This window comes from Bradyrhizobium sp. 132, assembly GCF_023074185.1.
GTDB lineage: Bacteria > Pseudomonadota > Alphaproteobacteria > Rhizobiales > Xanthobacteraceae > Bradyrhizobium.
This window is the reverse complement of the sequence record NZ_JADPKY010000170.1, coordinates 115,765-137,856: the sequence shown is the minus strand read 5'-3', so window position 1 is coordinate 137,856 and position 22,092 is coordinate 115,765. Positions and strand designations below refer to the sequence as shown.

Below are 22,092 nucleotides of genomic sequence, written 5' to 3'. Positions count from 1 at the left end.
GGAGTAGCGGACATTCGTTGGAATGTGCTGAGGAGAGCCGCGCGCATTCGAGGCGTAGTGTCCTGGTCGTGTTTACGGTTGGTTAGGGCCTTCGAGCTCCCCTCAACCTGTTCCCGTATTGTTCTTGCAAGACCCGCCCCGCTCTGCTACCCCTAATTGTGCAAGAGGGCAGGCTGGTTCGGGCATGGTTCAGCGGGTTTCTACCGTCGCCTTTGAGGGGATCGAGGCCCGCGCGGTCGACGTGCAGGTGCAGGTCGCGCCGGGTCTGCCGGCCTTCGCGATCGTAGGTCTCCCGGACAAGGCGGTGTCGGAGGCCCGCGAGCGGGTCCGCTCGGCGCTGATCGCCTCGGGCCTGGCGCTGCCGGCGCGGCGGATCACCGTCAATCTCGCGCCCGCCGATCTGCCCAAGGAGGGCAGCCATTACGACCTGCCGATCGCGCTCGGGCTGATGGGGGCGATCGGCGCGATCCCCCCTGATGCGCTGACCGGCTTCACCGTTCTGGGCGAGCTCGGCCTCGACGGATCGATCGCGCCGGTGGCCGGTGTTCTTCCCGCCGCGATCGGCGCCAATGTGCGCGAGGAGGGACTGATCTGTCCGGCGGCTTGCGGCTCCGAAGCGGCGTGGGCGAGCCCGGACATCCAGATCATCGCCGCAAGTTCACTCATTCAGATCGCCAACCACTTCAAAGGGACGCAGGTGCTGTCGCGGCCGGTGCCGAAGGTGCACGAAGCCGCCGCCTCGCTGCTCGACCTGCGCGACATCAAGGGCCAGGAGAGCGCCAAGCGGGCGCTGGAGATCGCGGCCGCCGGCGGGCATCACCTGCTCATGATCGGCGCCCCCGGCGCCGGCAAATCGATGCTCGCGGCGCGCCTGCCCTCGATCCTGCCACCGCTCTCCCCCGGCGAACTGCTGGAGGTCTCGATGATCGCCTCCGTCGCCGGCGAGATCGAGGGCGGTGCGCTGACGGCGCGGCGTCCGTTCCGCTCGCCGCATCATTCCGCCAGCATGGCCGCGCTCACCGGCGGCGGCATGCGCGCAAGGCCCGGCGAGATCTCGCTCGCGCATCAGGGCGTGCTGTTCCTCGACGAGCTGCCCGAATTCGATCCGCGTGTGCTGGATTCGCTGCGGCAGCCGCTGGAGAACGGCGAGGTCTCGGTGTCCCGCGCCAATCACCGCGTCACCTACCCTGCGCGCTTCATGCTGATCGCGGCGATGAATCCCTGCCGCTGCGGCAATGCGTTCGAGCCCGGCTATGCCTGCAAGCGCGGCCGCATCGATCGCTGCACGGGCGACTATCAGGCCCGCATCTCGGGACCACTGATGGACCGCATCGACCTGCGCATCGAGGTTCCCGCAGTGACCGCGGCCGATTTGATCCTGCCGCCGCCCGCGGAGGGTTCGGCCGAGGTCGCCGCGCGCGTCGCGGCGGCACGCGACATCCAGCTTGCGCGCTACGCGGACGCGGGGCTGCCGAAGGTCCGCACCAATGCCGAAGCGCCGGCCTCGGTGCTGGAGGAGATCGCCAAGCCGGACGCGCAGGGCCAAAAACTGCTGCGCGACGCCGCCGAGACCATGCGGCTGTCGGCGCGCGGCTATCACCGCGTGCTGCGGGTGGCGCGCACGCTCGCGGACCTCGACGGCGCCGACAAGATCGGCCGGCTGCACCTCGCCGAGGCGCTGTCCTACCGCGCACTCGCGGAGGATGTGCGCCAGATGGCGTGATGTGAACGCGCATCAACCCGGCGGTAACGAGTTTCCTTTACGCTCTGCAAACCATAAGGCCCATCAGATCCCGCCACGAGTTCCCCGGGGCCCGGCGAGTAGCGTGTCATGTTGCGTTTCAAGATCCTGGCCTCGGTCGTTCCCCTGCTCGCGGCTGCGGTGTTTGCCCGCAGCGAGATCGGATCGGTCTCGCATCCCTGCATCGCCTTGGGCGAAACCTCGGTCGAGCTGACGTCGCTGTTCTGGACCGCCGGCTTGCACGTCGCCTTCACCGATGATCCCGCCCTGGCCACGGTGCGGGTTCAGATCACCGAGGATGCGGATGCGGCAGACTTCGCCGTCGTCGACGACGGCCTCGGTTCGGAATCGGAGACCTGCCAGGCCAATCCTTCGACCCGCCTGATCTCGATTGCGGCGCAGCCCGTCGATGGCGGCCAGGTGATCTATCTCTCCACCGAGGGGCCGGCGGATTACCGCGTCTATGTGCGCTCGAAGACGTTCTCGCAGCGCGAGGCGGCGGCGCTGATCGTAGGCGCCCACGGCGGCCACCGCCATCTCCAGGCCGCTTCGCTTTGAGCCGCCTCGCTCTGAGCCGTTAATGCTTCGTCAACCCTGTTTGGAGGCGGCCGCAAGACCTCAAACTGTTCGCAAGGTCGGCGGGACATCGTCGTTTACAGCGAGCACAGGGTTTTAAGAAAACAGTCGGGTCGGTGGCGATGGGTCGGACGTTCCGGATCAAGGTGCGCATGCGCCGCTTCAGGCGGCAGTACCCCAAAATCGCCTTCGCGATCCGCTCCTTCATGATCTTCTCGGCGACCTTCGGTGGCGCCTATGGCTTTGTCTCCGGCAGCCGGTCGGAGAATTCCGGCTACGATCCCAACGCGTTTGCGATCGGCGCCAGCTTCCTGTTCGCGCTCTCCTGCCTCGGCCTTGCCACGCTCAGCATGCGCCTGCGCTTCGTCAACAAGCGGATGCGTGCGCTGGCCGCCCACAACGAAGCGCTGATCGACCGCAATTGGGAGCTGAAGGAAGCGGAAGAACGCGCCCGCAGCCTGTTCGAACAGCAGGGCGATCTGATCGTGCTGCGCGACACAAGCGGCCGCATCACCTTCGCCAATGAAGCCTATTGCGCGCTCGCGGTGCAGGCGCGTGGCGCGCTGGTCGGCACGCGCTTTGATTTCGACGTGCTGGAGCAGGGTGACAGCGCCCGCGAGAGCAACGGCACGCGCATTCACGACCAGAAGATCGCAACCCCGCTCGGCGCGCGCTGGATTGCCTGGCGCGAAGGCTATGTCCGCCTCGACGCCGGCCAGCCCGCCGAATTGCAGAGTGTCGGACGCGATGTCACCGACCGCACCGAGACGGAGCGTGCGCTGTCCGACGCCCGCGACCAGGCCGACGCCGCCAACCGCGCCAAATCGCGCTTCCTCGCCATGGCCTCGCACGAGATCCGCACGCCGCTCAACGGCATCATCGGCATGGGCGGCCTGCTGCTCGACACCACGCTGACGCCGGAGCAGACGACCTACGCCAAGGCCGTGAAAACCTCCGGCGAAGCGCTGATGGCGCTGATCGAGGAGTTGCTCGACTATTCCAAGATCGAAGCCGGCAAGCTCGATCTCGAGCAGCGTCCCTTCGCGCTGTCGGCCCTGATCGAGGACATCACCGAGCTGCTCGCGCCGCGCGCGCAGGCAAAGAGCCTCGAGATCGCCGCCTATGTCGACGAGCGCCTGCCGCTCGAAGTGGTCGGCGACGCCGCGCGGCTGCGCCAGGTTCTGCTCAACCTTGCCGGCAATGCCATCAAGTTCACTGCGAGTGGCGGCGTTGCGCTGATCGTCGAGCCCGGCATCTGGCCGAACGAGATCAGTTTTCTGGTGCGCGACACCGGCGTCGGCATCGCACCGGAAGCGCAACAGCGCATCTTCCGCGAATTCGAGCAAGCCGACGAGCGCATCGCGCGCACCTATGGCGGCACCGGCCTCGGCCTCGCCATCAGCGAGCGCATCGTCAAGCGCATGGGCGGCCGCATCACGCTCACGAGCGAGCCGGGCAACGGCTCAACCTTCGAGGTCGCGATTCCGCTCGCGCCATCACACGCCGGCGCGGAACCGAAGGCGTTCCTGAGCCCTGATCTTGCCGGCAAGTCGATCCTGCTGATCGCCGACGGTATCGAGGCCTCGCTGATCGCGCGGCGGCTGGAGCGCTGGGGTGGCCAGACCTGCATGGTGACGGACGCGGCGGTGGCGGAAGCGCTGCTGCCGGAACGCTCATGGCATTCGGTGCTGATCGATCGTGCGCTTGGCGCCGCCATCACTGACCGCCTCGGCGAAGCCGCACGCAGGCATGCGATGCAACGCATCGTGCTGCTGACATCGGGCTCGCGCCACGAGAAAGTTTCGCCGGCCTTCACCGGCTTCCTGGTCAAGCCGCTTCGCGCGGCCTCACTCGCTGCACGCCTCGCGCTGACCCCGGAGGTCGCCTCGCCCGATCTCGCGCCGGAGCCACCGGCCCAATCCACCGGCGCAGTACCGGCGAAAGGCCTGTCGATTCTCGTCGCCGAGGACAATGAGATCAACGCGCTGCTGATGCGCTCGCTGCTGACGAAACTCGGCCACCGCGTCGTCATCGCCGTCCATGGCGAGGCCGCGCTGGAATCCTGGCTCGGCGCGTCATCGGCCGGTACGCCCTATGATCTCGTGCTGATGGACATCCAGATGCCGCAGCTCGACGGCATCGAAACGACAAAACGCATCCGTGCGCATGAGGCGGCCAAAGGCGGCCACCACACGCCGATCCTCGCACTCACCGCCAACACGCTGGTGGAAGATCGCTACGCCTGTTTCGAAGCGGGCATGAACGGGTTTCTGATCAAGCCGCTCGATCGCGAGAAGCTGGAGGAGGCGCTGGCCGGACTGGCGGCGGCGCGGCATCTGGTGATCTGACCTGGAATTTCATGGGAACCTGATCGGCCGGTAATCGATAATTGAAATCGACCGCGTCGCGCGTCACCATCCTCCGGGGCATTTGCAACGGAGGATGTCGCGCATGAAGGTGCTTTGCCGCCTCGCCGTCATATCCCTTCTCTGTGGTTCCACCCAAGCCAACGCGGCCGACACGCCGGACTTGATCGCCTCGCTCAAGCAAGGCGGCTACGTGCTGGTGTTTCGGCACACCGCTACCGACGACAGCCAAAAGGATGTCTACCCTTTCAACTTCGACGACATGAGCGCCCAGCGTCAGCTCAGTGAAAAGGGCCGGGACATGGCGCGCCAGATCGGGACGTCGATCAGGGAACTCGCGATCCCGATCGGCGATGTCTACACTAGCCGGCTGAACCGCGCGATCGAGGCGGGCAAGCTGATCTCCGGCCGCGAGGTCAAGCTGGTCGAAGCATTGACGGACAGCAGCAACGCCAGCGCATCGGGAATGGCAAACCCGACCGGTGCAAATGCAAAGGCCGGACAGGCCGTACGCCAGCTCGTCGATGCGGCTCCGCAGGCCGGCACCAACACGTTCCTCGTTACGCACAAGACCAACATCGCCGATGCCTTCGGCAAGGACGCCGGCGACGTGCAGGAAGGCGAAGCCTTCGCCTACCGGGCAAGTACCACCGGTGCGGCGGCTTTCGTGGGGCGCATCAAGCCTGCCGATTGGACCGCGAAGGCAGGCAAGTGACGGCTGGAGCAAGAGCGACATACCGCCGGAGCACCATGTGGGTGGCCGGGCGAGGCATTATCCGCGAGATTCTGCGATTAGACGCGGCCCACGATGTTTCCCAGGCCACTCAAACGCGTCGTTGGAGGCCGGCACCCTGACCGCTCAGCGATCGTCCCAATCGCCACACGGGCACCGCAAGGACAGCTCCCCAAAGGATGCTGTTTCCAAGAACTGCTGCCCACTGTAGCGCGGCCGATAATCCCTTGGTCTGGACGTGAGAGACGGGCCAAAAGAGCGTGTCTGTCAGTGCCCTGGCCAGACTTTCGGCTTGGCTGATATTGCCAGCCGAGTCGAAGCGTCCGATCGCCAGGGAATGACTGATGAGAAGAGTGCTCAACGCCAACAAGAGATGAGCCGTTGCCAGAAATGCGGCGGTCGGGAGGTATCTTGGACGCTTCATTCCGACTTCCAACGCCATGATTGATCGCGCTGCAGGACGAAGCTACAGCCGCCTGAGCGCCACGCTCGCCACCGTGTGGTCGGCGCCCTTCTTCAGGATCAGCGTCGCCCGGGGGCGGGTCGGCAGGATGTTGTCCTCGAGATTGGCGAGGTTGGTACGCTCCCAGATCGCGATCGCTGTGGCGGTGGCTTCCTCGTCCGACAACAGCGCGTAGCGGTTGAAGTAGGATTTCGGATTGGTGAACGCGGTGTCGCGCAGCGACAGGAAGCGCCGGATGTACCACTGTCGCAGCGCGGCTTCGTCGGCATCGATATAGACCGAGAAATCGAAGAAGTCGGAGACCACGGGCACGGCTTTGCCGTCGCGCGGCAGCTTGCCTGTTTGCAGCACGTTGACGCCCTCGACGATCAGGATGTCGGGCTGGTCGATCTCGGCCCACTCGTTCGGCACGATGTCGTAAGTCAAATGCGAATAGACCGGCGCGCGCACGTGGCGGCGGCCGGCCTTGATGTCGGAGAGGAAGCTGAGCAGCAGCGGCAGGTCGTAGCTCTCCGGAAAACCCTTCTTCTGCATGATGCCCTGCCGCTCGAGCACGGCGTTGGGATACAGAAATCCGTCGGTGGTGATCAGCTCGACCTTGGGACGCGGCGACCAGCGCGCCAGCAGCGCCTGAAGCACGCGGGCCGTGGTGGATTTTCCAACCGCGACCGAGCCGGCGACGCCGATGATGTAGGGCACCTTGCGGTCGCGGATGTTGAGGAACTGGCGCTCCGCGTAATAGAGCCGCTGCATGGCATCGACATAGATCGACAGCAGGCGCGACAGTGGCAGGTAGATGTCCTCGACCTCCTGCAAGTCCAGTCGATCGTGCAGCGAGCGCAGGCGATCGAACTCGCCCGGCTCCAGGGTCATCGGCGTGTCGTCGCGCAGCCGCGCCCATTGCTCGCGCGTATAGACGCGGTACGGATTATACTGCTGCTCGGGTGCGCGAATATCCATGACGCGATCTTTCCACCTCGGCTAGTTGCCGCCCTTGCGCGACGCCTTCTCTTCCAACCCTGACATCGAAGTCCGCTTGTCCAATGCGGCTTCGACCTCTTCCAGCTTTACGCCGCGGACCTTGAGCAGCACAAGGAAATGGTAGAGCAGATCGGCGCCTTCGGCGATCAGATGCGCGCGATCGTTTTCGACTGCTGCGATTACGGTTTCGACTGCTTCCTCACCGAACTTCTTGGCGCAATGTTCGGCGCCCTTGTCGAGGAGCTTGCGGGTATAGGACGCCTCGCCATCCGCTGCCGCGCGGGCGTCGATGGTCTCGGCCAGATCGTGGATCGTGAAACGCGGCATACAAAATACCCGGAAAACGCGCCTTGGCCGATTGCCCTGGCCGGTTATCTGACGGGACAAGCCGGTCCCGCCAATCGTGTAGCATTTTTATGGACGGGAGTCGTCAGGCATCGAGGCGCATGGCCAGCCCGCCCCGGGCCATGTGCTCCTTGGCTTCGCGGATGGTGAATTCCCCGAAGTGGAAGATCGAGGCAGCCAGCACGGCGGTGGCGTGGCCGTTGCGAATACCGTCGACGAGGTGGTCGAGATTGCCGACACCGCCCGAGGCGATCACGGGAACGGGAATGCTGTCGGCAATCGCGCGGGTCAGCGGGATGTCGAAACCCTGCCTTGTGCCGTCGCGGTCCATCGAGGTGAGCAGGATTTCACCAGCGCCGAGCGAGACCACCTCCTGGGCATATTCGATGGCGTCGATGCCGGTCGAGTTGCGGCCGCCATGGGTGAAGATCTCCCAGCGCTCTCCGCCACCGGCGCGCTTGACCCGCTTGGCGTCGATCGCGACCACCACGCACTGCCCGCCGAATTTCTCGGCGGCTTCCTTGACGAACTCACGCCGCGACACCGCGGCGCTGTTGATCGAGACCTTGTCGGCGCCGGCACGCAGAAGCGTCTTGATATCGTTGACCTCACGCACGCCGCCGCCGACGGTCACGGGCATGAAGCAGGCTTCGGCGGTGCGCCGGACCACGTCCAGCATGATGCCGCGGTTCTCATGGGTCGCGGTGATGTCGAGAAAAGTGAGCTCGTCGGCGCCCGCGGCGTCATAGGCGATCGCCGCTTCGACGGGGTCGCCGGCATCGCGCAGGTCAACGAAGTTGACGCCCTTGACGACGCGGCCGTCCTTGACGTCGAGGCAGGGGATCACGCGCACCTTGAACATGTGTCAGCTCCTAGGCGGCGCGCGCGTCGCGGATCAATGTGAGGGCGGCTGCCGGTTCGAGGCGGCCATCGTAAAGCGCGCGGCCGGCAATCGCACCGGCGAGCTTTTTCGCGCGCGGCGTCAGCATCGCCTTGACGTCCTCGATCGAGGCGAGGCCGCCGGAGGCGATCACGGGGATAGAGATCGCATCCGCGAGCGCAATGGTGGCATCGAGATTCAGGCCCTTGAGCAGGCCGTCGCGGGCGATGTCGGTGAAGATGATGGCGGCGACGCCGGCATCCTCGAAACGCTGCGCGATCTCGAGAACCGTCACCTGCGAGGTCTCGGCCCAGCCTTCGACCGCGACCTTGCCGTCACGTGCATCGAGGCCGACCGCGACGCGGCCGGGGAATTTTTTTGCGGCAGCCTTCACCAATTCAGGATCGCGCACCGCGGCGGTGCCGATGATGACCCGGGTGATGCCCTTTTCGAGCCAGGCTTCGACAGTCGCGAGATCGCGAATGCCGCCACCGAGCTGCACCGGAATCCTGATCGTCTTCAGCATCGCCTCGACCGCCTCGGCATTCACCGGCCTGCCGGCAAACGCACCGTCGAGATCGACAACGTGGAGATACTCAAAGCCTTGCGCAACAAAGCTCTCGGCCTGCGCGGCGGGATTGAGGTTGAATATGGTCGCACGCGCCATGTCGCCTTGCTCGAGGCGCACGCATTGGCCGTTCTTGAGGTCGATCGCGGGGAAGAGAATCACGGTTTCCATCGCAAGAAGTTCGAGATCAGGGCCAGACCAAAGCGCTGGCTCTTCTCGGGGTGAAACTGGGTGCCGATGGCCGTATCCTTTGCGACGATCGCGGTGACAGGCCCGCCGTAATCGGCGCGCGCGAGCACGTCCGCCTCGTTGGCGGCATTGAGGTGATAGGAGTGCACGAAATAGGCGTGCTGGCCTTTGGGCCCGAGCGGCAGCTTGTTCAGCACCGGATGCTCGCGCAGCACATCGAGCGTGTTCCAGCCCATGTGCGGGATCTTCAGGCTTTCGTCGCGCGGCGTGATCTTCTCGACGTCGCCGCCGACCCAGTTCAGCCCTGGCGTGATGACATGTTCCTTGCCGCGGGTGGCGAACAGCTGCATGCCGACGCAGATGCCGAGCATCGGCCGCGCCTTGACACGCACTGCCTCGGTGATCGCCTCGACCATGCCGTTGACCGCATCGAGCCCGCGCCGGCAATCGGCGAAGGCGCCGACGCCCGGCAGCACCAGACGATCGGCGCTGTAGGCCTGGTCCGGATCGCTTGTGACGAAGACCTTTTGCGGGTTCTCCATGCTGCGCGCAGCGCGCTCGAACGCCTTGGCGGCGGAATGCAAATTGCCGGAACCGTAATCGATGATGGCGACACTCATCTTGACCCTCCCGGTTCCGGAAACAAACCAATGATGCCGCCCGCCGGCATCGGTGGCGGGCTTGAGAATTGCTGCCCCGGCACGTTGCGGGTCGGCGGCGGGCCACCGCGATCGACGGCCCATTGATCGTTGACGATGCCGCGCTGCTTCTGGCTCCAGCGCTCGAAGAAGCGGCGCTCGGCGGTGTCCTCGTCGTCGGAAATCACCACGTCGAGCTGCCGCCATTTACCGCGCGACAGCGTCCAGCGGCGCAGGCTGGAGGCCTCGAAACCCATCAGCAGCGCGACGATGATGTCGGCGAAGAAGATCGAGCTGCGTCCGATTCCGAGGCTGGACAGCCCGGCGTTGAACGCGGCGACGAAGATCACCCAGCCGATCAGCGCCAGCCACAGCCGATTCCACAGCAGCCAGAGCGGGCCGAAAATCATCGCCCAGAAATGGAAGCCGTCGCGTACGAAGACGAACTTCTCGGTCGCGCGCAGATCGGCTCCGGCAGGAGAGGGAGCATGAACTGTGTAGACAGGCATGGTGATGCCCCGTTCTCTAATTTCAGTGATACCGCAAGCGGCGCGTGCCGCCGGCCCGAGATGTCAGCCGCCGAGCGAGCCCTTGGTGGACGGGATTTCGCCCACCGTCTTCGGGTCGATCGCAACCGCCGTCCGCAGCGCCCGCGCCAGACCCTTGAAGCAGGATTCGGCGATATGGTGGCTGTTATCGCCATATAGGGTCTCGACGTGGAGAGTCACGCCGGCGTTCATGGCGAAGGCCTGGAACCACTCGCGCACCAGCTCGGTGTCGAACTCGCCGATCTTGTGGCGGGGAAAGTCGACCTTGAACACCAGGACCGGGCGGCCCGAGATGTCGATGACCACGCGCGACAGCGTCTCGTCCATGGGCATATGCACGCCGGCATAGCGGGTGATGCCCGCCATGTTGCCGAGCGCCTGCTTGATGGCCTGGCCGAGCGCGATGCCGGTGTCTTCGGTGGTATGGTGATAATCAATGTGCAGATCGCCCACCGCCTTGACCGTGAGGTCGATGCGGGAATGGCGGGCGAGGAGATCGAGCATATGGTCGAAAAAGCCGATGCCGGTCGCGATATTGGATACGCCGGTGCCATCGAGGTTCACTGATACCTCGATGTCGGTTTCCTTGGTCTTGCGCTTGATCGTCGCGGTGCGCATGGAAAATCGGTTTCCATTCTGGTTTTGAGCCGAAAACGCCGGTCTTTTAACAGCCAAATGACACCTTCGCTACTGCGGGAACGGCTGGCCGGGCTGCTACTTCTGCCTATGGTGAGCGAAATCGGGCCCGGAGCGGCCCGTTGTGCCGCGGCTCCTGACCGCCTAAATCAGCCCGGACAACGAGGTTCATTCATGCAGGACTCCCCAAACAGCTCGCCGGGCTGGCACGGCACCACGATTTTGACCGTCCGCAAGGGCGGCACGGTGGTGGTCGGTGGCGACGGCCAGGTCTCGATCGGCCAGACCGTGATCAAGTCCAATGCCAAAAAGGTCCGAAAGCTCGGCAAGGGCGACGTCATCGGCGGCTTTGCCGGTGCCACCGCCGACGCCTTCACGCTCTTTGAGCGCCTGGAAGCCAAACTCGAGCAATATCCGGGGCAATTGACCCGGGCCGCCGTCGAGCTCGCCAAGGACTGGCGTACCGATCGTTATTTGCGGCGGCTGGAGGCCATGATGATCGTGGCCGACAAGGACGTCTCTTTGGTCCTGACCGGCACCGGCGATGTGCTGGAGCCCGAGGCCGGCGTGATGGCGATCGGCTCCGGCGGCAATTACGCGCTGGCGGCGGCCCGAGCCCTGCTCGACACCGACAAGGACGCCGAGACCATCGTCCGCCGTTCCCTCGACATCGCCGCCGACATCTGCGTCTACACCAACCGCAACGTCACCATCGAAGCCCTGTCGGCCGGCTAGGGTCCAGGTTTCGACGTCAAAACTGAGCTCCGCGTCATTGCGAGCGAAGCGGCGAAGCGAAGCAATGCCTTACTTCCGATGATCCTCCGTTGCTGATGATGCGCAATTCATGACGCTCGCGATTTCCGAGAAAGCCAAGACGGCGATCCCGCCGACCTACTGGGTCGGCATCGCGCTGCTATTGCTGGCGCTGCAGGCCTCGATCCTGTTTGCGATGGGGCGGGTGCCGATCTGCACCTGCGGCTATGTCAAGCTATGGCATGGCGTGGTGAACAGCTCGGAGAATTCGCAGCACATCGCCGACTGGTACGCCTTCTCGCATGTCCTGCACGGCTTCCTGTTCTACGGATTGACCTGGCTGCTGTTCGTGCGCCTGCCGTCGCCGCAACTCTCATGGCCCGCCCGGCTGATCATCGCGATGCTGATCGAAGGTACCTGGGAAATCGTCGAGAATTCGCCGTTCATCATCGAGCGCTACCGCGCCGGCACGATCTCGCTGGACTATTTCGGCGACAGCATTGTCAATTCGATCTCGGACACGCTGTCCATGATGCTGGGCTTCCTCGCCGCGCGCCTGCTGCCTGTCCCAGTGACCGTCCTGCTGGGGCTCGCCTTCGAAATCATGCTCGCGCTGCATATTCGCGACAATCTGACGCTCAATATCCTGATGCTGATCCATCCGATCGAGGCCGTGAAACAATGGCAATCGGGTCCGCCGATCATCTGACGACAAAAAAGCGGCTTGTCCCGCCCCGCATCTGACCCTAGCTAAGGTCCCATGACAGACTTTTCTCCCCGTGAAATCGTTTCTGAACTCGACCGTTTCATCGTCGGCCAGGCCGATGCCAAGCGAGCCGTCTCGATCGCGCTGCGTAACCGCTGGCGGCGGCAGCAACTGGAAGGCTCCTTGCGCGAAGAGGTACTGCCGAAAAATATCTTGATGATCGGCCCGACCGGCGTCGGCAAGACCGAGATCGCGCGGCGGCTCGCCAAGCTGGCGAACGCACCATTCCTGAAGGTCGAGGCGACGAAATTCACCGAGGTCGGCTATGTCGGCCGCGACGTCGAGCAGATCGTGCGCGACCTCGTCGAGGTCGCGATTGCCCAGGTCCGCGAGCGCAAGCGCAAAGACGTGCAGGCACGCGCGCAACTTGCCGCCGAGGAGCGCGTGCTGGACGCGCTGGTCGGCGCCAATGCCAGCGCGGCAACGCGGGACTCTTTCCGCAAAAAGCTGCGGGCGGGCGAGCTCAACGACAAGGAAATCGAGATCGAGACGCAAGGCGGCGGCAGCGGCTTTCCGATGTTCGAGATCCCGGGCATGCCCGGCGCCCAAATGGGCGCGGTTTCGATCGGCGACATTTTCGGCAAGCTCGGGGGACGCAGCAAGACGCGACGGCTGACGGTGGGGAGCTCGCACGAGATCCTCGTCAACGAGGAGTCCGACAAGCTGCTCGACAGCGATCAGTTGACGCAGGAGGCGATCAGCGCGGTCGAGAACAACGGCATCGTGTTTCTCGACGAGATCGACAAGATCTGCGCACGCGAAGGTCGCGCCGGCGGCGACGTGTCGCGCGAGGGCGTGCAGCGCGATCTGTTGCCTTTGATCGAGGGCACGACCGTTTCGACCAAGCACGGCGCGGTGAAGACCGACCACATCCTGTTCATCGCCTCCGGCGCCTTCCACGTCGCAAAACCGTCCGACCTCCTGCCGGAACTGCAGGGCCGCCTGCCGATCCGCGTCGAGCTGCAGGCACTGACCCGCGACGACATGCGCCGCATCCTGACCGAGCCCGAGGCTTCGCTGATCAAGCAATATGTCGCGCTGATGCAGACCGAGGGCGTCACGCTCGACATCACCGACGACGCCATCGACGCGCTCGCGGACGTCGCGGTGGCGGTGAATTCCACCGTCGAAAACATCGGCGCGCGGCGGCTCCAGACCGTGATGGAGCGGGTGCTGGACGAGATCTCCTTCACCGCTCCCGACCGCAGCGGCGAGACCGTCAAGATCGACGCGGATTTCGTACAGACGCACGTCGGCGACCTCGCCAAGAACGCGGATCTGAGCCGGTTCATTTTGTAATTTCGGGCGGTCGCGCTATCAGTTACCGCGTGACCGCACGCATCATGCAAAACCCCTGGCGCCTTCTGCTCGCGATCAACGCTGCGGTCATCGTCGGCGTCTCCGTTCACAAGATCCAGCTGCCGCCTTACGTCCCCTACATCCACCTTCTGGTCGATTACCATTTCGGCTTCGTCAAGCGCGCGCTGATCGGGGCGGTCGTCGCGCTGTTCACGGACAAGGTGCCGGTATGGCTGGTGTTCGCGCTCGGCGGCGTGACGTGGCTGGTGACGCTCGCCCTTTATGCAAGACTGTTCCAGAAGACGTTCGGCTTCACCGCAAAGACGCTGCCGCTGTTCGTCTTCATCGCGGGCTCGCCGTTCTTCCTCAAGAACTTCATGCACACGCTTGGCCACTTCGACATCTATGGCTGCGCGCTGGCGATCATCCTGCTGCTGGTGCCGGCGGGCTCACTGCTGTTCGTGGCTTTGGCCGCGCTGTTCTCGATCATCCTGGTGCTGGTCCACCACATCCATCTCCTGATGTATGTGCCGACCATCATCGCCATCGTGGTGATCAGGCACTATCTGACGCACGGCTGCGATCGCACCAACGTCGCGTTCGGCATGATTGCGTTGCTTATCGTCTCCACGCTGTTCTTGGCCGCCCAGTTTTTGGGAACGATGCCGATCCCGGAAGCGGATTTCGTGGCGTATCTGAAAACCCGGATGGCCGATCAGTCGCGGACCGAGCTGCTGCGATTCGCCTACATCTGGTACCAGCCGCTGGCGCAGGAGATTTCCGACACCTGGGGCCGCCTGCCCCACAACATCCTGGGCGTGCCCGTATTCGCGCTGCTGATCTGGCTGCATACGCCGCTGTGGCGCTATTTTGCGAACCTGATCGGCGCGCTCGCAAACGATACGCACCGCCGTCTCGTGGTCGCTGCGCTCGCCGGCGTCAGCCTCGCCTATCTCGTGATGTTCGCGATGGTGTTCGACTATTCGCGCTGGATCTCGAACTGGGGGGTCTGCATGTTCCTGATCCTGCACGCGGTGAAGATGCTGCCCGCCGCACGCGAGACGCCGCCGATTCCGTCAGAAGATCAAAAGACCAATATTTTCGGCCTGATCATCACGCTGATCCCCCGCGTCGGGATCGTGCGGCCATTCTAAAATCTCGCCCGGCGAATCCGCACGTAGAGCGCGCCCTCGCCGCCATGGCCGATACCGGCTTCCTCAAAGCCGACCACAAAAGCCCGGAATTCCGGCAGGCTCAGCCATTCCGGCACCTGGCGGCGCAGCACGCCGCTTTCGCCGCCGCTTCGCCCCTTGCCGGTGATGACGAGCACGAAGGTCAGGCCGTCATGGTGGGCGCGGTGCAGGAATCCGGTCAGCGCGCGATGGGCGCGCAGCTGGGTCATGCCGTGCAGATCGAGGCGGGCCTCGATCTCGCTGCGCCCGCGCGAGAGTTTCGTTCGCTCACGCTTCCCAAGCGGCGCCAGCGGCGGAATGGCCGGTTTTGCGACGCGCAGCGCCGGGACGGCAGCGATCGGACGCGGCGATGGCGCAGGCCGCGCGGCAGGCGCGGCGGGTGAAGGCTCCGTGCGCGGCGCAGCTTGCGCCTTCGCCGCGCGATGCTTCCTCAGCGGCTTGACCTGGTTTGCGATCGTATCCCACAGCGCGCGTTCTTCCTCGCTCAGCGCGCGACGGCGCGGCGAGGGACGAGGCTCCGGCACGGGCGGACGGGACGATCGCTTCATTGCTGCCGATGGGGATGATTTTTCACCGGCCGCCGCGGCTCGCGAACAGGCTCTATCAGCGGGCGCGGTGCCGGCAGCGGGACCGGGTTGGCGACGGCGACCGTCTCACCTTTGCCTTGTGTCACGGCTGCGGCCGGAGCCGCCGTCTTGGTCGGATCCTTGGTCGGATCCTTGCTCGGATCCTTAGCGGAATCCTTCGCAGGCTCGGTTTGCGGAAACAGCTTTGCGATCTTCTCCGAGGGCCGTGGGTCCGGCACCGGCAGCCGCGCGCCGCGCACTGTGGGATCGAGGCTCTTCGGCACCAGCATCACGAAATGCATGGCATGGCGCAGCCGCCCGGAGACCCGGCCGGCCTCCTGGCCTGCGCCGAAATAGAGATCGGCCCGCGCGGGTCCGATGATGGCCGAGCCGGTGTCCTGCGCGATCATCAAGCGATGGAACGGCGTCTTCGCGCGTTCGGAATCGATCGGCAGCTCACCCTCGATGAAGAACGGGGTACCGTAGACGTGCAGCGATTTGTCGACCGCGATCGAGCGGCCGGCCGTCAGCGGAATACCTTGCGCGCCGACCGCCTCGTCCTTGTCGGACAGATTGACCTCGCGGAAGAAGATGTAGGAACGGTTCTGGCGCCGCAGTTCCCTGGCGCCGTCAGGGGTCTGCGCCATCCACTCCCTGATCTTCTGCATCGACATCTCTTCCTTCGGAATGATGCCGCGCTCGATCAGGATGCGACCGACCGCCGTATAGGGATAGCCGTTATAGGCGTCGTAGTTGAGCCGGACCGTGCCGCCGTCGTCGAACTTGATCCGCGCCGAGCCCTGGATCTGGGCGAACAGCAGATCGGTCGGGTCCTTCAGCCAGGCAATCTCGAGTCCGCGGCCGGCGATCTTGCCGTCCTCGATCTCGCTGCGGTCATAATAGGGCACGAGCTTGCGGCGGCCGATCTTGCGATACACCGGGCCCTTGTTGGGCAGGCTGACCGAATCCTGCTTGTAGCCGCGCACGAACAGGTTCGAGGGTCGGCGATAGACCGGGATGTTGTAGACATCGGTCTGCGTGCGCGATCCCTCCAGCACCGGCTCGTAATAGCCGGTGACGAAACCATCGGGCTCCCCGAGGCGGGAGATGCGCAGCGGCGCGAAATTCTCCTCGAAGAAGGTTTTGGCTTTCGCGTCGTCAGCAAGCTCAAGAGATTTCGCTGCCCGGCAGGGTTCGCTCAGCGAAGCCCCCAAAGCCTTCGGCTCGGGAGCGCCGGTCTGCGCGCTGATCGGGCGGCAGCTCGCGCGAAACGTCTTATAGGCGGCGAGATGAGCGTCGTCGCTCCAGCCCTTTACGTCGGCCCAGGCCAGCGGCAGATATTGGGCGCCAGGGATTTCGAATGGCAGGGGAAGCTGCGGATACGGCAAGGCCCGCGGCGGCGCGGCGGGCAATTCCGGGAGATGATGGTGATGGCTGCGATAGTGGCGCCGCGCCGCCTCGGCGCCGAGCGAAAACGACGATAGCGCGACGACAGCTGCGCAAAGCGCCGTCGCGCTGGTCTTCAGGAAAGCCTTAATTCGCGCTTCCGGTGCCAACCAGCTTCCAGTTCGGATCGCGAGAGGTGATGTCGCGGGCGAAAGTCCAGATGTCGGTGATGTCGGCGACGGTATCGGCGCTGCCGTCGACGATGTTGCCGGCCTTGTCCCGGGTCGCCGAGATCATCTGCGAGACGAAGCGGATCGTGAGCTGGGCGGTACGGTCGCGCAGCTCGGCGCCGACGAGCTCGGCCTTGTCGATCGAGACGAAGCGCGTCTCGGTCTTCTGCTCGTTCTTCTCGCGCTCCTTGATGGCGGCATCGAAGCTGTCATAGACCTCCGACGACAACAGGTCGCGTAGCGCGCGGCGGTCGCCATTGGCAAAGGCCAGCACGATCATCTCATAGGCGCCGCGGGCGCCGGAGATGAAATGGCGTGGATCGAAGGTGGAATCCTTTTCGACGATGCCGTCCAGGCCCTGCGCCAGCACGGTGCCGGGCTCGGTCAGGCCCTTCCAGCGGTCGGAAGGCGGGGCCGGCTCGGCCGTCGGCGCCAACGGGGCCTGGTCGATGACCTTGCCCGGCATGGTCACGACGTTCTTGTCCTGGGCACCCTGGAGCGCGTTACGGTCGAACGGCGGCCGTTCGTTGCCGGTGCGCTGCCCCAGCACACTGCGCAGCCTCAGAAAGATGAAGACCGCCAGCGCCAGGAAGATGATGGTGTAGATGTCCACGTCGTATTCGCTTTCTAGTCTTCTGTAGATAAGGAGCCGTCCCGAATGGGTCGTTGCCGGGAAAATCGATCCGGCCAGTAGACCGTTCCACACGGAAACGGCAAGTCTACGTCACCATTTTAGGTCCGCGCGTCAGGTCCGTGGGATGTAGGCACGAAACCTGGCCCGGCCAATGGCGCCTTTTGGCACAGCACTGAGTGTAGCGCGTTTTATGCTTAAGGGGAAACCCGATCCTGCCCGGAAATCGCGCATCTTCAATCGTTTAAGGCGCGACTTGGCTGGATCGGCGGGGGTGAACGACACCGCTGTGGGCGCGGCCTGAATTCCCCATCCGGGACCGTTCGTCCTTGTGGAACGAGGTAGCCCTATGTTAGCCAACCGCCGCGAAATTCAGCCCAATCGGGTAAGGAGACACTCTTATGACCAACGGTAACGGCACCCCTCCCGAGGCGGCCCAGGCTCCCCAGCTCAACGTGCTGGCGCAATATACCAAGGATCTCTCGTTCGAAAATCCGAACGCGCCCAGCTCGCTCCAGCAGCAGAGCCAGCCGCCCCAGATCAACATCCAGATCAATGTCAGCGCCAACAACCTCAGCGAACAGGAGTTCGAGGTGACCCTGTCGGTCGAGGGCAAGGCCGAGACCGCCGGCAAGATCATGTTTTCGTTCGAGCTCGCCTATGCCGGCGTGTTCCGGATCTCCAATGTGCCGAAGGACAATCTGCATCCGCTGGTCATGATCGAATGCCCGCGCCTGCTGTTCCCGTTCGCCCGTGAGATCATCGCGACCGCCGTGCGCGACGGCGGGTTCCCGCCCCTGATGCTGGATCCGGTCGACTTCGTCGGTCTCTATCGTCAGAACATGGAGCGGCAAATGGCCGCTCCGCCGGCCGGTCAGGCCTAACCGGCCGAAGCGGCGGCTGGAGCGGGCAAGAACTCGTTCCAGATCGCCTTGTCGCCGAGGGTCGCGATGAAGGCCCGGTGGGCCTCGCGCTCGGCGTCTGAAATCCGCGGCGTGAGCGGCACCGGCCGCTGCCGCCGCGGCGCATCGGCAGCACCATTGACGCGCATCTCCTCGGCTTCCGAAGCCAGAAGCAGCTGCGATTGCCGCGCCCCGACCAGATCGACATAAACTTCCGCAAGCAACTCGGCGTCGAGCAACGCGCCGTGCTTGGTTCGGCGTGAATTGTCGATCGCATAGCGCGAGCAGAGATCGTCGAGCCGGTTCGACACGCCGGGATGCTTGCGCCGCGCCAGCAGCAGCGTATCGACCAGCCGCTCACGCGGGATCGCCGCGCGCTTGATCCGGTCCAACTCGGCGTTGATGAAACTGATGTCGAACGAGGCGTTGTGGATCACCAGCGGCGCGTCGCCGATGAACTCCAGAAACTCGTCGACGACCTCGTGAAACAGCTGCTTCGTCGCCAGAAACTCGGCCGACAGCCCGTGCACGGCAAAGGCTTCCGCCGGCATGTCCCTTTCGGGATTGATGTAGACGTGGAAACTCTGCCCCGTCGGCATGCGATTGAACATCTCGACGCAGCCGATTTCGACCAGGCGATCTCCACGCAGCGGATCGAGGCCGGTGGTTTCGGTGTCGAGAACGATTTCGCGCATGATTCAGCAAGCCGTGTAAGGCGGCGAATCAGGCTCGCCGCTGCGGCATCTTAACGACCTCGGCGAGGATGTGCGCGATTTGGGCGCGCACCGGTTCGAGTCCGTGTGAGGTATCCACCACGAAATCGGCACGCTTGCGCTTTTCCGCGTCGGGCGTCTGCTTGGCGATAATGGCGTCGAGCTTGGCCTCGTCCATCGTGCCGCGCGCCAGTACCCGCTCGCGCTGGAGTTCCGGAGACGTCGTCACGACGACCACGGCATCGACCCGCGTCTCGCCGCCCGTCTCGAACAGCAGCGGAATGTCCAGCACCACGACCGGCGCGTCAGCGGCGTCGGCGAAGAATTTGTTTCGGGAAGCGCCGAGCATCGGATGGACGATCTTCTCGAGCTGCTTGATGGCGGCGGGATCGTGCACCACACGCGCCGACAGTTTCGGCCGATCGACCTTGCCGTTCGCGGTGGTGCCGGGGAAGGCGGCCTCGATCGCGGGCGCAGCTTCGCCCTCATAGAGCTGATGCACGGCCGCATCGGCATCGTAGACAGGGACGCCGGCCTCCTCGAATAATTTCGCGGTGGTGGATTTGCCCATCCCGATCGAGCCGGTCAGTCCCAGGATTCGCATCAGTGCCCAGCCATATCTGCCATTCACACCGCAACTAGCCGCTCGCGCCGCAGGAACGCAAGCAGCGGCAGCAGCGGCAGGCCGAGAATGGTGAAGTGGTCGCCCTCGATACGCTCGAACAAATGGATACCCAGGCTTTCGAGCTGGTAGCCGCCGACGCTGGTGGCGACTGCATCGCCGGCGACGTCGAGATAGGCCGAAAGCTCAGCCTCGGTCATTTGCCGCATGGACAGGCGGGCGACCGAGACGTCCTCGAAGATGATCTCGCCATCGCGTGCTATCGCCACGGCGGAATTCAACTCATGGCACTTGCCGGAGAGATCGCGCAATTGCGCCAGCGCCTGGGAGCGGCCCGCAGGCTTGTTGAACAGGCGATCGCCAAGGGCCAGCGTTTGATCCGCACCGATGACGGTGCTTCCTGCATGATTGGCCGAGACTGCCGTGGCCTTTTCGCGCGCCAGCAGCAGGGCGATCTCGCCCGGACTCGAAAGCCCCGAGGCAGCCTGGATACCGCGCTCGTCGATATCAGCCGTGATCGCCTTGAACTCGAGCCCGGCATTGGCCAGCAGCATCTTTCGCGCGCTGCTCTGCGAGGCCAGGATCAACGAAGATTTGCCGAGCCACAGACCCATCGCAAAATTATTCCCAAGACTATTCAGAAGGCCGGTTACGCTGGCGGTCGCTATAGAGCTTCATGATCGCCGCGGCGGTTTCCTCGATCGAGCGCCGCGTGACGTCGAGCAGCGGCCAATCGTGCTTGGCGCTCAGCTTGCGGGCGAATGCGACCTCCTCCGCGACTGACTGCCTGTCGATATAGGTGTCACTGCTGGAATCGGCGCCCATCGAGAGCAGGCGGTTCTGGCGCACTTGAATCAAGCGTTCCGGCGTCGCATGCAAGCTCACGACCAGCGGTCGCGTTAACGTTTCCAATTGCAAGGGAACCGGAATGCCCGGAACCAGCGGCACGTTGGCAGTGCGGATGCCGCGATTGGCAAGGTAGATCGACGTCGGAGTCTTGGAGGTGCGGGAGACACCGACAAGCACCACGTCCGCGTCGTCGAGCCCTTCGACATGCTGACCGTCATCATGGATCATGGTGTAGTTCAGCGCGTCGATGCGCTTGAAGTATTCGGCATTGAGCACGTGCTGGGCGCCGACCCGGCCGGTCGTGGCAGCTCCGAGATACGCCTCGAACAATTGCATCACCGGGCCGATGATCGACAGGCTCGGAACATTGATCCCCTTGCACTTGTCCTCGAGCCTGGAAACCAGGTCCTTCTCAAGCAGCGTGAACAGCACGATTCCCGGCGCTTCCTCGATCTCGTCGAGCACACGATCGAGCTGTTTCTGGCTGCGCACCAGCGGATAGACATGCTCGACCGGGGTAACGTTGGCGTACTGGGCGGCAACGGCGCGTGCGACCGTGATCAGCGTCTCACCGGTGGAGTCGGAGACGAGGTGCAGATGGAAATAATTGTTCGAGGTCGGCACAAAAGCTCTTTGTATGAAGGCGGTGTGGTTTGTGGATTTCTGTGGAGCTTAACCGCTCGGAAAGGGATGTGCGACAGCAGGGGCGGGATAACCGCTAACTTTCTTCACACCACTGCCCCTGAGAACAAGTTCGACGCCCTGCCGAAAGGGAAACGGGATTGGGCCGATAACCCCCTTGATAAGCTGCCGACAGAAACGCGCAAGCCTTTGAAGCTGGTCGACTTATCGAAAGCGACCAGAGCGATCGGGTATATGTTGATGGATGTGAATAAGCGCGTGGCAACGGGCGGACTGAATTGTGTGAGTCCAATTCACCGTCACATAGACTCAAACCTTAAGAATCTAAGATTCTTATTGGAGAAGGGCGCTACGGACGGATAAGTGTGCAGGCAAGACCTTAACGGGTTCTTACTATCCCCAGTTCCCTTGCCTCGGCAGAAATCCGGACGCAGAAAAATGTTCGAAGACGTCTATCTCTGGATCAAGGCGCTGCATGTGATCGCCGTCATCTCCTGGATGGCGGGCATGCTCTATCTGCCACGGCTGTTCGTCTATCACTGCGAGGCCGAGATCGGCTCGAAACAGTCGGAAACGTTCAAGATCATGGAGCGTCGGCTGTTCAAGGCGATCATCAACCCTGCCATGATCGTCACCTGGCTCGCCGGGCTCTATCTCGCCTGGGCCGGTCACTGGTTCACCTTCGGCTGGCTGCACGTAAAACTGGCACTGGTCCTGGCGATGTCCGCGGTCCACGGCTTTTTTTCGCGATGGTTGAAGGATTTCGCCACGGACCGGCGCCCACGAAGCCAGAAATTCTATCGGATTATCAACGAGGTACCAACTGCTCTGATGATTTTGATCGTCATCATGGTGATCGTGAAGCCGTTCTAGGCA

General features: G+C 63.9%; 24 protein-coding genes. 10 read left to right on the top strand and 14 right to left on the bottom strand.

What is annotated here, in order from left to right; translation table 11 throughout:
• Positions 1 to 184: 184 nt before the first annotated feature.
• The 4 genes from IVA74_RS37130 to IVA74_RS37115 all read left to right on the top strand — a co-directional run bounded on the left by IVA74_RS37130 (position 185) and on the right by IVA74_RS37115 (position 5,398).
• Positions 185 to 1,723: a YifB family Mg chelatase-like AAA ATPase gene (locus IVA74_RS37130; protein WP_247352613.1), complete on the top strand. Its 1,539-nt coding sequence runs from the start codon at positions 185 to 187 to the stop codon at positions 1,721 to 1,723.
• 108 nt (positions 1,724 to 1,831) lie between these two features.
• Entirely contained in the window at positions 1,832 to 2,299 is a 468-nt protein-coding gene (locus tag IVA74_RS37125) for a hypothetical protein (protein ID WP_247352612.1), read from the top strand.
• A 140-nt stretch (positions 2,300 to 2,439) separates the two neighbouring features.
• Positions 2,440 to 4,665 (top strand): PAS domain-containing hybrid sensor histidine kinase/response regulator, encoded by a 2,226-nt coding sequence (locus IVA74_RS37120; protein ID WP_247352610.1) that lies wholly within the window; start codon positions 2,440 to 2,442, stop codon positions 4,663 to 4,665.
• Positions 4,666 to 4,768: 103 nt separating this feature from the next.
• The gene (locus IVA74_RS37115; RefSeq protein WP_247352609.1) at positions 4,769 to 5,398 is read left to right on the top strand and encodes a histidine phosphatase family protein; all 630 of its coding nucleotides are present in this window, start codon (positions 4,769 to 4,771) and stop codon (positions 5,396 to 5,398) included.
• Between the two features lie 484 nt (positions 5,399 to 5,882).
• Here the strand turns inward: IVA74_RS37115 and coaA are convergent, their stop codons facing one another.
• From coaA to hisB, 7 genes are all read right to left on the bottom strand, one after another.
• Positions 5,883 to 6,839, bottom strand: coding sequence for a type I pantothenate kinase (gene coaA, locus IVA74_RS37110; RefSeq protein WP_247352607.1), 957 nt, complete (start codon positions 6,837 to 6,839; stop codon positions 5,883 to 5,885).
• 21 nt (positions 6,840 to 6,860) lie between these two features.
• The gene (locus tag IVA74_RS37105; RefSeq protein ID WP_247352605.1) at positions 6,861 to 7,187 is read right to left on the bottom strand and encodes a phosphoribosyl-ATP diphosphatase; all 327 of its coding nucleotides are present in this window, start codon (positions 7,185 to 7,187) and stop codon (positions 6,861 to 6,863) included.
• A gap of 103 nt (positions 7,188 to 7,290) precedes the next feature.
• Complete coding sequence (hisF, locus tag IVA74_RS37100) at positions 7,291 to 8,067, bottom strand: imidazole glycerol phosphate synthase subunit HisF (protein ID WP_247352603.1); 777 nt, start codon at positions 8,065 to 8,067, stop codon at positions 7,291 to 7,293.
• 10 nt (positions 8,068 to 8,077) lie between these two features.
• Positions 8,078 to 8,815, bottom strand: coding sequence for a 1-(5-phosphoribosyl)-5-[(5-phosphoribosylamino)methylideneamino]imidazole-4-carboxamide isomerase (hisA, locus tag IVA74_RS37095; RefSeq protein WP_247352895.1), 738 nt, complete (start codon positions 8,813 to 8,815; stop codon positions 8,078 to 8,080).
• A complete protein-coding gene (gene hisH / locus IVA74_RS37090) occupies positions 8,812 to 9,462 on the bottom strand; it encodes an imidazole glycerol phosphate synthase subunit HisH (RefSeq protein WP_247352601.1) in 651 nt (216 codons plus the stop codon). Before hisH ends, hisA begins: the two co-directional genes overlap by 4 nt.
• A complete protein-coding gene (locus IVA74_RS37085) occupies positions 9,459 to 9,989 on the bottom strand; it encodes a DUF2628 domain-containing protein (RefSeq protein WP_247352598.1) in 531 nt (176 codons plus the stop codon). Before IVA74_RS37085 ends, hisH begins: the two co-directional genes overlap by 4 nt.
• A gap of 63 nt (positions 9,990 to 10,052) precedes the next feature.
• Positions 10,053 to 10,646, bottom strand: coding sequence for an imidazoleglycerol-phosphate dehydratase HisB (hisB, locus tag IVA74_RS37080; protein ID WP_247352596.1), 594 nt, complete (start codon positions 10,644 to 10,646; stop codon positions 10,053 to 10,055).
• Between the two features lie 192 nt (positions 10,647 to 10,838).
• Between hisB and hslV the strand changes: the two genes are divergently transcribed.
• The 4 genes from hslV to IVA74_RS37060 all read left to right on the top strand — a co-directional run bounded on the left by hslV (position 10,839) and on the right by IVA74_RS37060 (position 14,636).
• A complete protein-coding gene (hslV, locus tag IVA74_RS37075; RefSeq protein WP_247352594.1) occupies positions 10,839 to 11,399 on the top strand; it encodes an ATP-dependent protease subunit HslV in 561 nt (186 codons plus the stop codon).
• 109 nt (positions 11,400 to 11,508) lie between these two features.
• Positions 11,509 to 12,126 carry a DUF2585 domain-containing protein gene (locus tag IVA74_RS37070; RefSeq protein WP_247352592.1) on the top strand — a complete coding sequence of 206 codons (618 nt, stop codon included), beginning with the start codon at positions 11,509 to 11,511 and terminating at the stop codon, positions 12,124 to 12,126.
• Between the two features lie 51 nt (positions 12,127 to 12,177).
• Positions 12,178 to 13,482, top strand: coding sequence for an ATP-dependent protease ATPase subunit HslU (gene hslU / locus IVA74_RS37065; protein WP_247352590.1), 1,305 nt, complete (start codon positions 12,178 to 12,180; stop codon positions 13,480 to 13,482).
• A gap of 29 nt (positions 13,483 to 13,511) precedes the next feature.
• Positions 13,512 to 14,636 (top strand): hypothetical protein, encoded by a 1,125-nt coding sequence (locus IVA74_RS37060; protein ID WP_247352588.1) that lies wholly within the window; start codon positions 13,512 to 13,514, stop codon positions 14,634 to 14,636.
• Here IVA74_RS37060 and IVA74_RS37055 read toward each other — a convergent pair.
• The 3 genes from IVA74_RS37055 to IVA74_RS37045 are packed head-to-tail and all read right to left on the bottom strand — an operon-like array spanning position 14,633 to position 17,470.
• Positions 14,633 to 15,223, bottom strand: a complete 591-nt coding sequence (locus IVA74_RS37055) for a Smr/MutS family protein (RefSeq protein WP_247352586.1) — start codon at positions 15,221 to 15,223, stop codon at positions 14,633 to 14,635. The genes IVA74_RS37060 and IVA74_RS37055 overlap by 4 nt on opposite strands.
• Positions 15,220 to 16,797 (bottom strand): MltA domain-containing protein, encoded by a 1,578-nt coding sequence (locus IVA74_RS37050; RefSeq protein ID WP_247352584.1) that lies wholly within the window; start codon positions 16,795 to 16,797, stop codon positions 15,220 to 15,222. Before IVA74_RS37050 ends, IVA74_RS37055 begins: the two co-directional genes overlap by 4 nt.
• Entirely contained in the window at positions 16,775 to 17,470 is a 696-nt protein-coding gene (locus IVA74_RS37045; RefSeq protein WP_247352582.1) for a Tim44/TimA family putative adaptor protein, read from the bottom strand. Before IVA74_RS37045 ends, IVA74_RS37050 begins: the two co-directional genes overlap by 23 nt.
• Before the next feature lie 419 nt (positions 17,471 to 17,889).
• Between IVA74_RS37045 and secB the strand changes: the two genes are divergently transcribed.
• Entirely contained in the window at positions 17,890 to 18,372 is a 483-nt protein-coding gene (gene secB, locus IVA74_RS37040) for a protein-export chaperone SecB (RefSeq protein WP_247352580.1), read from the top strand.
• Here secB and dnaQ read toward each other — a convergent pair.
• From dnaQ to IVA74_RS37020, 4 genes are read right to left on the bottom strand one after another with little or no spacing between them, the layout of a single operon-like run.
• The gene (dnaQ, locus tag IVA74_RS37035) at positions 18,369 to 19,085 is read right to left on the bottom strand and encodes a DNA polymerase III subunit epsilon (RefSeq protein WP_247352578.1); all 717 of its coding nucleotides are present in this window, start codon (positions 19,083 to 19,085) and stop codon (positions 18,369 to 18,371) included. The two genes, secB and dnaQ, sit on opposite strands and share 4 nt — an antisense overlap.
• Before the next feature lie 28 nt (positions 19,086 to 19,113).
• On the bottom strand, positions 19,114 to 19,707 hold the full coding sequence (coaE, locus tag IVA74_RS37030; protein ID WP_247352576.1) for a dephospho-CoA kinase: 594 nt from the start codon (positions 19,705 to 19,707) through the stop codon (positions 19,114 to 19,116).
• Positions 19,708 to 19,730: 23 nt separating this feature from the next.
• Positions 19,731 to 20,339 carry a Maf family protein gene (locus IVA74_RS37025; protein ID WP_247352574.1) on the bottom strand — a complete coding sequence of 203 codons (609 nt, stop codon included), beginning with the start codon at positions 20,337 to 20,339 and terminating at the stop codon, positions 19,731 to 19,733.
• Positions 20,340 to 20,358: 19 nt separating this feature from the next.
• Complete coding sequence (locus IVA74_RS37020) at positions 20,359 to 21,198, bottom strand: pyruvate, water dikinase regulatory protein (RefSeq protein WP_247352572.1); 840 nt, start codon at positions 21,196 to 21,198, stop codon at positions 20,359 to 20,361.
• Between the two features lie 456 nt (positions 21,199 to 21,654).
• Between IVA74_RS37020 and hemJ the strand changes: the two genes are divergently transcribed.
• A complete protein-coding gene (hemJ, locus tag IVA74_RS37015; RefSeq protein ID WP_247352571.1) occupies positions 21,655 to 22,089 on the top strand; it encodes a protoporphyrinogen oxidase HemJ in 435 nt (144 codons plus the stop codon).
• Positions 22,090 to 22,092: the final 3 nt, after the last annotated feature.